This is a genomic window from Calothrix sp. CBUCES-K 9914 (assembly GCF_059640475.1).
In genome coordinates this window covers 1-12,192 of sequence record NZ_JBXXZH010000033.1, presented here as the reverse complement: position 1 = coordinate 12,192, position 12,192 = coordinate 1, and the positions used below count along the sequence as shown (strand labels likewise).

At 38.9% G+C, this 12,192-nt stretch carries 13 protein-coding genes; 1 reads left to right on the top strand and 12 read right to left on the bottom strand.

The genetic code is table 11. The features are described from left to right. Nucleotides 1-201: 201 nt before the first annotated feature. The 12 genes from AC2JBO_RS10125 to AC2JBO_RS10070 all read right to left on the bottom strand — a co-directional run bounded on the left by AC2JBO_RS10125 (nt 202) and on the right by AC2JBO_RS10070 (nt 10,543). Nucleotides 202-1,098 (bottom strand): transposase, encoded by an 897-nt coding sequence (locus tag AC2JBO_RS10125; RefSeq protein ID WP_496953519.1) that lies wholly within the window; start codon nt 1,096-1,098, stop codon nt 202-204. A 39-nt stretch (nt 1,099-1,137) separates the two neighbouring features. Then, the gene (locus tag AC2JBO_RS10120; protein WP_496953518.1) at nt 1,138-1,461 is read right to left on the bottom strand and encodes a transposase; all 324 of its coding nucleotides are present in this window, start codon (nt 1,459-1,461) and stop codon (nt 1,138-1,140) included. A 334-nt stretch (nt 1,462-1,795) separates the two neighbouring features. Then, nucleotides 1,796-5,791 carry a magnesium chelatase subunit H gene (locus AC2JBO_RS10115; protein WP_496953517.1) on the bottom strand — a complete coding sequence of 1,332 codons (3,996 nt, stop codon included), beginning with the start codon at nt 5,789-5,791 and terminating at the stop codon, nt 1,796-1,798. Between the two features lie 776 nt (nt 5,792-6,567). Beyond that, a complete protein-coding gene (locus AC2JBO_RS10110; protein ID WP_496953516.1) occupies nt 6,568-6,726 on the bottom strand; it encodes a hypothetical protein in 159 nt (52 codons plus the stop codon). A 1-nt stretch (nt 6,727) separates the two neighbouring features. Then, nucleotides 6,728-6,961, bottom strand: a complete 234-nt coding sequence (locus tag AC2JBO_RS10105; protein WP_496953515.1) for a hypothetical protein — start codon at nt 6,959-6,961, stop codon at nt 6,728-6,730. 85 nt (nt 6,962-7,046) lie between these two features. Continuing rightward, complete coding sequence (locus AC2JBO_RS10100) at nt 7,047-7,451, bottom strand: helix-turn-helix domain-containing protein (protein ID WP_496953514.1); 405 nt, start codon at nt 7,449-7,451, stop codon at nt 7,047-7,049. Beyond that, a complete protein-coding gene (locus AC2JBO_RS10095) occupies nt 7,435-7,734 on the bottom strand; it encodes a type II toxin-antitoxin system HigB family toxin (protein ID WP_496953513.1) in 300 nt (99 codons plus the stop codon). The genes AC2JBO_RS10100 and AC2JBO_RS10095 overlap by 17 nt, the downstream gene beginning before the upstream one ends. 151 nt (nt 7,735-7,885) lie before the next feature. Next, nucleotides 7,886-8,284, bottom strand: a complete 399-nt coding sequence (locus AC2JBO_RS10090) for a hypothetical protein (protein WP_496953512.1) — start codon at nt 8,282-8,284, stop codon at nt 7,886-7,888. Nucleotides 8,285-8,391: 107 nt separating this feature from the next. Then, nucleotides 8,392-9,159: an ATP-binding protein gene (locus tag AC2JBO_RS10085; RefSeq protein ID WP_496953511.1), complete on the bottom strand. Its 768-nt coding sequence runs from the start codon at nt 9,157-9,159 to the stop codon at nt 8,392-8,394. Then, complete coding sequence (locus AC2JBO_RS10080; RefSeq protein WP_496953510.1) at nt 9,120-9,674, bottom strand: helix-turn-helix transcriptional regulator; 555 nt, start codon at nt 9,672-9,674, stop codon at nt 9,120-9,122. Before AC2JBO_RS10080 ends, AC2JBO_RS10085 begins: the two co-directional genes overlap by 40 nt. A 306-nt stretch (nt 9,675-9,980) precedes the next feature. Next, nucleotides 9,981-10,238: a type II toxin-antitoxin system Phd/YefM family antitoxin gene (locus AC2JBO_RS10075; RefSeq protein WP_496953509.1), complete on the bottom strand. Its 258-nt coding sequence runs from the start codon at nt 10,236-10,238 to the stop codon at nt 9,981-9,983. Beyond that, nucleotides 10,235-10,543, bottom strand: a complete 309-nt coding sequence (locus tag AC2JBO_RS10070) for a type II toxin-antitoxin system RelE family toxin (RefSeq protein WP_496953508.1) — start codon at nt 10,541-10,543, stop codon at nt 10,235-10,237. Before AC2JBO_RS10070 ends, AC2JBO_RS10075 begins: the two co-directional genes overlap by 4 nt. A 327-nt stretch (nt 10,544-10,870) precedes the next feature. On the opposite strand from AC2JBO_RS10070, the gene AC2JBO_RS10065 reads away from it, so the two are divergent. Beyond that, nucleotides 10,871-12,121 carry a glycosyltransferase family protein gene (locus tag AC2JBO_RS10065; protein WP_496953507.1) on the top strand — a complete coding sequence of 417 codons (1,251 nt, stop codon included), beginning with the start codon at nt 10,871-10,873 and terminating at the stop codon, nt 12,119-12,121. Nucleotides 12,122-12,192: the final 71 nt, after the last annotated feature.

Below are 12,192 nucleotides of genomic sequence, written 5' to 3'. Positions count from 1 at the left end.
CTTTAAAAATTCCTGTACTGACTTTACTGCTCCTTTAGACCCGTCCGAAAACTTGCAGCCCAATATATACAAGGCTTTGAGACCAGCCCTTGTAGATTCTGTTTCAACGTAGAAATCAGGGTTTGATATAGTTAGTGATAGTTTAGAGCAGAAAAATATATAATCATGTTCAACGCAAACACAATTTTTAGCTAATATGAATTATGTTGATAAGACAAAAGTTCCAATTCGCAGTCTTACGAGTCCACAAACGAGCAAAACTATTTCATTATAAACATCAGCATTGAGTCTAAATCGTTGTGAAGCAACTTGGAAAATCTTTACAAGACGTATTAAATGTTCTACGAATATGCGCTTGCTAGATAGGATTTTATTTTCTTCTTTTTGTTGTTCACTTAATTTTTGCTTCTTTTTTCTTTTATGAGGAGTGGTAATATTTTCACCGCCTTGATACGCTTTATCCCCTTCAAACTCTTGCTCCTTGTCAAATTTTGTTTGCTGTTCTCTAAACAAGTTTATATCTGCCGTTGGTTTGGGAGAACCAACTTTCACATCAATTATATCTTTTCCTTCTGGTAAGGAAACTATCTGATTTTTTATAGTATGCTGTTTTTTCTTTCCAGAAAAGAACTTTTTTTGCTCCTCGTTGTCAGATGGTCTGTCTATTGGCTGTTCCAGGCTATCTACTAACAACTTAAAATTTGTTAATATTTCTTGTACAATCATTAAATCTCCCTCTTTATTTTCAACCTGTTCTAATAAACTAGCAGGTAAAATGTTGCGTAATATTTTTCTCCAGTAATGAAAAGTATCGTTCGCTTCTGTCTTTGATATACCAAAATTTATTCCTAAAACTTCAAATGTTGGTATTTGTCTCAAATAAAACAAGCACAAACATACTTGTTCTGGAATTGATAATATTTCTTTACGTCCACCTCCACGGTGATGTATCCTAACTTTTTTCTCTTCAAGCTTGAGTTGTTCTTTTTCATGGTATTGTTTTGCACGATTTACGAGGTCGGTAAATTGGTCATAGCTAATCCCTAAAAGTTGCTTGGCACGCAAGGGGTACTTTTGTATATAATCGAAGGTATTCATTATTTAATTGAGTTGTGGTAGAGGGATCAATTATACTTTCTACCATTTTTTTGTACCGCTCATCATATTCCGGACGTGTCTATTGTTAGGTTTATCTAATACTACTATTCCATGCACGTGGTTAGGAATTATGACATAGGAGTCTACATAGGTGTATTCAGAATGTTGAGGAATTTCTGCCCAAAATTTTTCTGCTATTTGCCCAATCGGAGAATGTTCTACTTGCCCGTCTATTATATCACCAAAAAACCATTGACGATTATTTGTACAAATGGTTACAAAATACAATCCATTAGAAGCATAATCTCTATTTGATAGCCTGGTCGATTCAACCCTGTATTTGTCTTTAAACTTTGGTTGCATGAAGTTTGGTTTTATAAACAGTATAGAGACGTTATATATGACACCTTGTTTTGTCTCTTTACACGGTTATAACCAAATAAAACAATTAAATGGAATATCTAAACTAAAAATTTAATTTGAGGTTATTTTTTTATTAAAGCTTCATGATTGATGATTAGTTTACATTTTTTAACAATGTAGAGACGCGAAATTTCGCGTCTCTACACGATTGTGATTGATAGCAAGATTTGGTTTGCGGCGCCATGTTTATCGATTTGATGCGCGTTGGTTCGAGATTGTCGTTTTTATCCAAAATGTAAAGACGCGAAATTTCGCGTCTCTACATTATCGCGATTTATTCTATTCCCTCGATTCGGTTTTCAACTTCTTGGTACAATTCGCGGAGACGTTCTAAATTTTCTTCGCTGGTTTCCCAATATCCCCGACCGTTAGCTTCTAACATGGTGGTTACCATTTTGCGGAAGGAGTTGGGGTTCATGTTGAGCAAACGTTCCTGCATTTCTTTGTCTTTCATGAAGGTGTCGTTTGCGTCTTCATATATCCAGTTATCTACGGCACCTGATGTTGCGCTCCATCCTACGGTATTTACTAACCGTTTGGATAGTTCGCGTACTCCTTCGTAACCGTGGTTTAACATTCCTTCGTACCATTTGGGGTTTAGTAATTTGGTACGTGCGTCTAATCTTACGGTTTCGGATAAGCTGCGAACTTGTGCGTTTGCGGTGGTGGTATCTGCCATGTATGATGTTGGCTTTTTACCATCTGCACGCAAAGAAGCGACAACTTTGGTTGGGTCGGAGTCGTAGTAGTGGGATACGTCGGTTACAGAAATTTCCGATGAGTCAAGGTTTTGGAATGTTACCGAAGCTGTTTTGAGGCTTTGCTCAAATATCTTTCTGGAGTTTTCCATCATACCTGGGTTGTCTGCACTAAAGGCAAAAGATTTGCGGTTGAGGTACATTTCCTGTAACTCAGCTTCGCTATCCCATGAACTATTTTCTACTGCCAAGTTAATATTGGACGAGTAGGAACCGGAAGCGTTGGAGAATACGCGCGTAGCTGCTTGACGCAGGTTAATGCCCATTTCTTCAGCTTGCGCTATCGCGTGTTTGCGAATGAAGTTCATCTCCAAAGGTTCGTCTGCTTCTGCTGCCATCTTTACAGCTTGGTCAAGCAGGTTCATTTGGTTAATAAACAGGTCGCGGAATACACCCGAACAGTTGATTACTACGTCGATACGTGGGCGCCCTAATTCAGTTAGAGGTATTAATTCCAACTTGTTAACGCGACCGAGTGCATCAGGAACGGGACGTACACCAACCATCCACATGATTTGTGCTAGTGATTCCCCGTAGGTTTTGATGTTATCTGTTCCCCAGAGTACGCAGGCGATGGTTTCGGGTAGTTGTCCATCGTTTTCTGCCATGTTGCGCGCGAGCAGTCTATCAACAACGATTTTTGCTGATTGTACTGCGGCTTGGGTAGGTATTGACTGCGGGTCAAGGGCGTGAATGTTTTTACCAGTAGGTAATACATCCGGGTTACGAATGGGGTCGCCACCTGGTCCAGGTAGAATATACTCACCTTCTAAACCGCGTAATAATCCTGCAAGTTCTTTATCTGCACAAACTTGTTCGAGGCAAAATTCCAAGTATTCAAATAACTTCTTGATGGCATCGGTATCTACGTTGGTGTAACCACAGTTATGCAATGCTTCTACCCACGGTTCTTTTTTGCCCATGTTGAAGAAGTTGAGTTTGGAAATTAATGATACTCTTCCTTCGGCATCGGTTTGGGCTTTTACAAGTGCAGAAACTGCCGCGCGTGTTGCTAAGGTGATGTTTTGTAATAACTCAACATCTTTGAGAATACCTTTATCGCTGTTTCGATAAATTTCTTCCAAGTCGCGATATATGCTGTTGGCAATGATGCGCGGTAAACCAAGAAGTTCTTCTTCTGCACGGTCTAAACTAGCAATGTTTACAAGTGTTGCTATTGCTTCTTCTGCACTTGGAGGTTTACCAATTACATGCAATCCACAAGGTAATAAGCGTGATTCGATTTCCATCAACTTGCGGTAAACAATGCCTACTATATTATCCCGCTCATTTTGGGACATATCTTTAGCATCGGTTTCTGGCAACTCAATATCTTTATCCAAGTTCACCATCCGGCATTTATCCATGATGGTGTTAACAATGGGGATACCGCGACCACCATCTTTTAAAGTTTGGTACGAAGCGATTAATTCACTGAGTTCTTTTAAACCTTTGTACAAACCAGCGTTTTCAGCAGGTGGAGTTAGGTAAGAAATTGTTTCGGCATAACCGCGACGTTTGGCAATTGTGGCTTCGCTAGGATTATTAGCTGCGTAGTAATACAGGTTGGGGATGTTACCAATTAAATTATCTGGGTAACAGTCACCTGACATACCCATTTGCTTTCCGGGCATGAATTCTAACGAACCGTGAGTCCCAAAGTGAAGTACTGCATCGGCGCCCCAAACCTGTTCTAAATAGGTGTAATATGCGGCAAAACCGTGGTGTGGACTAGCAGAACGCGAGAACAACAACCGCATTGGGTCACCCTCGTAACCAAATGTTGGCTGTACACCAATAAATACATTACCAAAGTGCTTACCGTAAACGAGTAAATTTTGACCGTCGCTGTTGAGGTGTCCAGGTGGTGGTCCCCAGTTTTCTTCCAAGCGTTGCGAGTAAGGTGTTAATTTCTCGTATTCAGGAACAGACATCCGATACGCAACGTTTAGCTCAGGACTGCTGTACTGTGCTTGTACGTCGTGAATAACTGCTTCTAACAAAGCTTTGGGGTCTTCGGGTAAGTCTTGCACGTCGTACCCGTTATCACGAAGTGCTTTCATTACCTCATATATAGAACCAAACACATCAAGGTAAGCGGCAGTACCAACGTTACCTTTATCTGGTGGGAAACTAAATACAGTAATGGCAACTTTCTTGGTTAACTTCGGCTTTCTACGCAGGTTAGCCCATTTCATGGCCCTTCCAGCTATTGCTTCGATTCTGTCTTGCAGCGCTATCGCTTTACCTGTTGTACCATCACGTCCCGACATAATAATCGGTTCAATGGCGCCATCAAGTTCGGGGATCGCAATTTGCAGTGCTACTTGAATAGGGTGTAATCCTAAATCGCTATCTAACCATTCTTCGGTAGTTTGAAATACCAAAGGTAACGCTACCATATACGGACGATTTAAACGCTTCAGCGAGTCAATCGCTTTTGGATGGTCTTGTCTAGCGGGTCCACCAACAAGCGCAAATCCTGTCAAAGAAATTATTGCGTCTACGTGTACCTGCTTAGATGTAGGTTCGTAGAAGTAAGCATCAACTGGCTTAGAAAAGTCTAAACCACCAGCAAATACAGGTATAACCCTGGCGCCGAGTGATTCTAACTCCTGTACCATTGCCACATAGTGAGCATCATCCCCTGTAACAAGGTGGGTACGCTGTAAAACTAAACCAACGCAAGGCGCCAGTGGGTCTTTTAAATCTTTGGAAATATCTTTACGACTGTTATACCAGTTGAGATACTCGCGTACATCCTCATACATGTTAGGCGCCAGAGGGTGCCAAACTCCCATATCAGGATATACAACTGGTTGTTCGTATTGTAGAGACGCGAAATTTCGCGTCTCTACATTGTCTTCTTTTTTAAATACATATTTATCAACCAGCATCAGCAAAAAGTTTTCGAGGTTTTCTGGTGAACCACCCAACCAATACTGAAAACTGAGCATGAAGTTGCGCGCGTCTTGTGCTTTCTCCATAGGTAGGTACTTCAGCACGTTTGGCAGTGTCCGCAATAGCTTGAGCATCCCATCTTGGAAACCGGCGCCGGATTTTTCTTTGCGCTTTCTCATAAATTGGGCAATAGCGCTCTTTGATTGTCCCAACTGCGCCAAAGAAAAGCTACCCATCTTGTTAAGACGCATAACTTCTGGCATCGATGGGAAAACCACTGCTACATCCAACCTGTCTCGAATGGGTTGTACAGCTTCGACGACCTTCTGCGCCAAATCTTCAATGAAAATTAATGAAGCTATAAAAATATTTGCGGTTTCCAACTCCCGCTTAAAGTCCGCGTAATTTTCTGCGTCGCGGAGTTCTTCAATCAAGTATCCGCTTATCTCAATCGCTAAATTCGGGTTGTTTGCGTTGATTTCCCGAACAGCCTGTGATAAAGCACTTTGATACTGAGACTCTAGCACGACATAGACCACCTTGAGTAAATGCCGTCCCCGCAAGTCATCGGGTGCAATATGACGAATGGTGGACTTGACGTGTGTGAACATGCTAATGAAGCTCCTAAGATATGCGTGTTCTCTTTTTGAATTTACCTATGGTTTGCATAAGCAAAGCCAAGGCTCTTTAAGGTTCGGCAATTTTGAGGCACTATTGAAATTTTTATCAGATTTGGCGCCTCAAAAGCTCAATTTGTCGTCTGTTTGACACAAAACGATATAAAAACTGAGACTTTTCGTTACAAAAATTCAGATTATCAAAAAGTAAACACTCACACAAATATTAAATTTTCTTTGCATTCATAAATATTTATATAGCCATATAAATATATGTGTAGCACAGGCATCTTGCCTGTGCAGTAGTTAATGTAATTCTCTTTACCACAGAGACGCAGAGGACACAGAGGCATAAGTTAAAGGGAAATCTACTACTATTTTTACAGGAGACAAGATTCGGTTAGACGAAGCGAAGTCAAAATCGTAACTTTGTTTAAAGCCGAAATGTCGCTTCTAAACTAACTGCATAATAAAAATTTGGACGAGGTTTAGGCGCTGTTACCTAAAATAAACAATTTAATGCTGCTTATTTTTCAATTGAATCCGAGCTTTGCATTGATTGCTGGTATAATACTTTGCAACTAATTAACAAAGCCAAAATAAAAGATATAATGCATGTTATTAGCCGTAAAAAGTTACGAGAATTTAGTGAAATACATGGAGATTGTGATGAGGCACTCAAGGACTGGTATAAAGTTTCTTCTGACGCAAGCTGGTTAATTAGTCTAACCCAACATTATTATAGTTTTTGATAAACGAATTGGTTACTTTTATCTAGCTAGTGTTGGTTTGTGGTTTAAACTATCCATAATTCCATCGTGGAATTTGTTGACTGAAGATAAAATGCCATTTTCTGGGTCGTTAAGTAACGAGTCTTTCACTTCACCCAAATATTTGTCGAGGTTTTCTCTTAAAATTGGTCTTTCCACTTTAACGGTATGATGATCCCAAATGTCCCATGCTAAAACACCTAAACACACCCTTACCATTTTTTCCCAACTTTTCGGCTATTTCCATAGGACTGAAACCACAAAGCAATCCCCGTAAGTGAAGCTTTTCCACTGGTGTCAAACGTTTTCCTTTTGCAGAAGCTAGATCTTCATACAGCGTTTCCAAATCCCACTGGTTGACAGCTTGCCTAAACTGTTCGTCAATCGATGCCATAGTTGGATTTTGAGGAGTTTATAAAATTTTCATCAAGGTAATCCTAGCATGATATTTGATTATTGCTAGAAATACTGGGAAATAATTATAAAACAAACAAATCAGAGTCAACTTTGAAAAAATCTCCTAATGCTTTAGCTTCAGCTTTGCTAATTTCGCGTTTACCATTGACGATTTCTGAAACTGTTTCATTATAACCAATTACTCCGACTAAATCTGACTCTTTTATATCTTTCTGTTCCATTAAAAAAAGTAACATGGAATGAGGCGTAGACGATTGACCTGGAGCATAATATTCTTGCTCAAATTTTTCTATTAAAGTAATTAGCAAATCAAAAAGTTCATCTTCTTCAGGAGTCAAGTTACGTCGATGCATAAGTTCTTCGACTACTGCTAAAGCTTTTTCATTTTCTTCCTCATTTCTAATTAGCCTTGGCTGATACTTCGTTAAAAGCTCTTTGTATTTATCTGAATTAAAAGTAAGGGTCATTTTTCCAGTCCTCCTTATCATATTCAGCGTGAGTCATAATAGACTTTATGTAAATCAATTGCTTTTTGTAATTTATATCCACAACTAGTCTGTATTTATTACCTTTAATATTAAACACAGTAAAATTTCCTACTGCTTCAGCTTTTATAAATAGAGACTGTACATCAATTAAATTACGCCACTCTGCTTTGCTTGCAGCCTTGTACCAGTCGTCAAGAGCCTCACGACAATCAGCGTGTTTTTCACTATATTCTCTAAGGCTTTTATAGCTTATAACATGCATTCTTAATAGTCGAATTATAACCTGATTTTGATAAATTTACAATAACTTCAAAAGCTGCTATTACACCTCAGATATTATCAACTTGCCGTTCGTGGTGTTTTAGGCATAATAGCTTGCTGTTAAAAGGTTGATTTTACGTTTTTATCTCAAATCAAACTTTACCCGTGCGCTGTTCAATATCTTGTAAAGTTTGTAAAACGAGACGTTTCGCTTCTAGCTTCCAACCCCATTTCTGTAAAGCAATTGCTGCGGCGCCACCACCTATAGTAGCAATAAAATCTAGCGGTTGCATAAACGAAATACCCAGCAGTAAACCTAACCCCGCAATACCCCAAAAAGGTAAAGCCACTGTCTGACGCTGATTTAGTACTATATTACTAATTAAGTCGGTTGGCTTTTCTGCGATAAGCGCTTCTTTAATTTCTTTTTGTTCTCTCGCGGAAACAGAAAGACCTATTTTTTGGCGGAGTTTCTCAATTTTACGGGCATCAGTGCTGTACTGGGTTAGCTCATCCTCTGCCATCAAAATCAAACGTTCGTACTGTGACATAGCATTGTTATTAATCTTACTTTGTAGATTAACATTTGATGGTTAGGAACGCGCGTTCCCAGATTCTTTGAATTTCGGTGATTATTTGAGTAACAAATGTAGAGACGTTACATGTAACCCACTTTCCGCACTTCATCGTGTAATACACGTAGATTTCCAATAATTCTCTCAATTGACTCAAGTAAATCACTTAGCTCAACGATTTGCTTGCTTTTTCTTGCAACTCTCATTGCAGCATCAATAACAGCATTTTTAATATCTCGTCCACAAACATCTTCTACTTGAGCAAGTATTTCAAGAGATACATCATATGATAACGGTAGTTTGTTAGGAAGATGTCTTTTCCAAATTTCTCTTCTACAAGTAAAATCTGGCATTAAAAAATGCACATGCCGTACCCGTGTTTCAAATGCTTTATCATAATTTTCAACAAGGTTGGTAGAAAATATTACAACTCCAGAAAATCTTTCCAGACAAATCAATAATTGACTACGCATCGAGTTGATAGCTTGCTCAGAACCCTGCGTAACATTAGTAAGTCGCTTTGAAAGTAAAGAATCTGCTTCATCTATAAATAGTAAAGCATTATCTCGCTCTGCGGCTAAAAAAATTGCCTCAAGGTTTTTCGGACCTTCTCCATGATACATACTCTCAATTTGAGCGTAACTAGCAGCTAAAATTGGTCGTTGAATTTTGGAAGCTATTGCATGGGCAGATAAAGTTTTTCCAGTACCTGGTAAACCATAAAAATTTAGTGCAGTGCGTGGGAAAGGTTCTATTTGTCTTAAACCCCAATCATCAAAAACTTGAGATTCTAACTGAATTAAATCAACAGCTAGCAAAAGGTCGTCTTTGACTTGTTCGGTAATAACCAACTGTTCAAAATCAAATAATGGTTGTACTGCTTTATATTTACCAGCACGCTCTTCAACCGATAAATCATGATTTTGTTTTTGATTCTTAACCTCAGTATTTTTCGTAGAATTGTTATATTAACGATGCTTTTTTCTGGCAATAAATTTTCTACAGCAACTTTAACTGACTGATTCTTATAACCTGCATCATCAAGCCATTCGCCTATATTTCTCCAGTTTTCTATTTTCTCATCACATTTATCTAATAGGCTTTTCACATATCTATATATAGTCGCACATAGGTCAGTTTCTACACCCTTACCATTTTTCCCCAACTTTTCGGCTATTTCCGCAGGACTGAAACCGCACAACAATCCTCGCAAGTGACGCTTCTCTACTGGTGTCAAACCCTTTCCCTTTGCAGAAGCTAAATCTCCATACAGCGTTTCTAAATCCCATTGGTTAACAGCTTGCGCGAATTGTTCGTCAATCGATGCCATAGCTGGATTTTGAAGAATTGATAAAATTTCCGTCAATGTAATCCTAGCATAATATTTGATTATTGCTAGAAATACTTATGAAATGATTATAAAATAAACAAATTCTAGTCAAATTTGAAAAAATATTCTAGTGTTTTAGCTTCAGCTTTGCTAATTTTGCGTTTACCATTGACAACTTCGGAAAAAATTTATTCAGAACCAATTACTCCGACTAAATCTGATTGCTTGATATCTTTTTTTTCCATTAAAAAAGTAACATGAAATGAGGTGTAGACGATTGGACTGGAGCATAATATTCTTGCTCAAATCTATAACTAGAATTATGCGATTTACGAGGTTACTTCAATCCACGTATTTAGCTCTTAGTTCCTCAATACTAATTCCTTTGCCTTGTTTTAAACTTTGACGTGCTTGAGCAATCTCAGTATTAAAGCCTGGTTCACGCAGTAATAACTCTTCCCACCAGTCCTCAGTATAATCTAAGCCAATTAAAATACCTACTGGTTGTCCGTCACGAGTAATAATGACACTTTCTGTTTCTGCTACTTGTAAATATCCTGGCAGATCATTTTTGATCTCATCAATAGGTACTTGTCTCATTCTTCCCTCCTACCAAATTCGGCTAACCACTTCATAGCTTCAGATTTTTCCCGGATGCGGAGAATTTCTACAACTCCTCCATCATCAGTGTAGCTCACATCGTAAAATGTCCGCAGGTCATCAATTCGTAACCGATATTGAGGATGCTGCATCTCCCGAAGACGCTTAATACGACTTTTACTCGTTTTTTCTGGTTCATATCTCAGAAAAGTCTCAATTGCATCTAAAGCTTTTGCTCTATCGCTTGCTTGAAGCGTAGCAATGTCGTTTTCAGCTTCAGGCGAAAAAATAATTTCGTATCTCACGATTGAATATAATTTTGCTAAAAACTTACATGTGTTGTTAAATACAGTTTGCGATTATATCAAGTGCGTTTGTCATTTACTATAGTCTTTGTATAAGATGTTACTTAAAATAAAATTTATAGAGAGTTTTTTGAGAGTGAAATTTTTTGGCGCCTTAAACAAGCTTATTGTAGATTGTTATTCTTAGTGAGAAACCCGGTTTCTGTTGGTAAAATATCGAGATTGTTGTGCTTAGTGTCAAAGAAACCGGGTTTCTTGGGATGGTTGAAACAAAATGTGTGATATATACCTCTTGATTGTTAAGACATAATTCTCGATTATTTACTAATGACTCCAGTAGATATTTTGATTCTCTCGAATGGCCCAGGTGAGGTGACTACTTGGGTGCGTCCTGTGGTTAAGGCATTACGGCGCCTCCTCGGTGATAACCGTGAACAGGTTCGTATATCGGTGGTGCTGTCACCTTGTCCGAATGCTAGCGGTAAGGAAGTTGATATCGCGCGTTCGTATCCTGAAGTTGACCGTGTACAAGGCGCCGAGTATTTCTTTCCATTTTTGCTACGCGGTAAAACTACAGAAAATTGGGATTGGAGAAATAAGGGTGTTGTGGTTTTTTTGGGTGGGGATCAATTTTTCCCTGTTGTAATTGGTAAGAGATTAGGATATAAAACAGTTGTTTATGCTGAGTGGGACGCGCGCTGGCATAATTTAATCGATAAATTCGGTGTGATGAAACCTGAAGTGATACCTAAATCGTCAAAGTATGCGAACAAATTTACTGTAGTTGGCGATTTAATGGCGGAAGCAGGTGCATTAAATAATGATAATCAAATTCAAAATAATACTGATTCTTTAATTATTGGGATTCTTCCTGGTTCTAAAGCTGCGAAGTTGGCACAGGGTGTACCTTTAATACTGGCAATTGCTGAATATGTTTATGCGCGAAAACCGGAGATTAAATTTGTAATTCCTGTGGCTCCGACTTTAGATTTACAAACTTTGGCTTGTTTTGCTGACCCAACACAAAACAAGATTGCTGAATATTTTGACTTTAAAGGCGCCTCTCTAGTTACAACTTCATCTGAACGTTCGATTTTAAAAACAGCGAAAGGATTATGTGTTGAACTATACAAGCAACATCCCGCTTATGATTTGCTGGCGCAGTGTAGCATTTGTTTAACTACAGTAGGTGCCAATACAGCAGAACTTGGTTCGCTAGCTGTGCCGATGATTGTTTTATTACCTACTCAGCAACTTGATGCAATGCGTTCGTGGGATGGTTTGCTGGGTATACTCGCTAATTTGCCAGGTGTTGGCTCAAGTTTTGCCAAGTTAATTAATTGGTGGTTTTTGCGGAAAAAGGGTTTACTCGCATGGCCTAATATTTGGGCAAAACAAGAAATTGTCCCCGAATTAGTCGGGAAACTTCAGCCGCAAGATGTGGCAAATATGGTTTTAGACTATTTAGATAACCCTGATAAATTAGAAGAAGTCAGAAACAAACTGCGAAACGCGCGCGGTCAAGCGGGTGCTGCTGAGAAATTAGCAAGTATCGTGCAGGAGGAAATTAACTCCTAACTCTTAACTCAGCACTCAGCACTCAGCACTCAGCACTCAGCACTCAGCACTCAGCACTCAGCACTCAGCAC

Coding starts and splice junctions, on each gene's coding strand:
- AC2JBO_RS10125 (WP_496953519.1), bottom strand. CDS start 1,098: ATGAATACCTTCGATTATATACAAAAGTACCCCTTGCGTGCCAAGCAA.
- AC2JBO_RS10120 (WP_496953518.1), bottom strand. CDS start 1,461: ATGCAACCAAAGTTTAAAGACAAATACAGGGTTGAATCGACCAGGCTA.
- AC2JBO_RS10115 (WP_496953517.1), bottom strand. CDS start 5,791: ATGTTCACACACGTCAAGTCCACCATTCGTCATATTGCACCCGATGAC.
- AC2JBO_RS10105 (WP_496953515.1), bottom strand. CDS start 6,961: ATGGCATCGATTGACGAACAGTTTAGGCAAGCTGTCAACCAGTGGGAT.
- AC2JBO_RS10100 (WP_496953514.1), bottom strand. CDS start 7,451: ATGACCCTTACTTTTAATTCAGATAAATACAAAGAGCTTTTAACGAAG.
- AC2JBO_RS10095 (WP_496953513.1), bottom strand. CDS start 7,734: ATGCATGTTATAAGCTATAAAAGCCTTAGAGAATATAGTGAAAAACAC.
- AC2JBO_RS10090 (WP_496953512.1), bottom strand. CDS start 8,284: ATGTCACAGTACGAACGTTTGATTTTGATGGCAGAGGATGAGCTAACC.
- AC2JBO_RS10075 (WP_496953509.1), bottom strand. CDS start 10,238: ATGAGACAAGTACCTATTGATGAGATCAAAAATGATCTGCCAGGATAT.
- AC2JBO_RS10065 (WP_496953507.1), top strand. CDS start 10,871: ATGACTCCAGTAGATATTTTGATTCTCTCGAATGGCCCAGGTGAGGTG.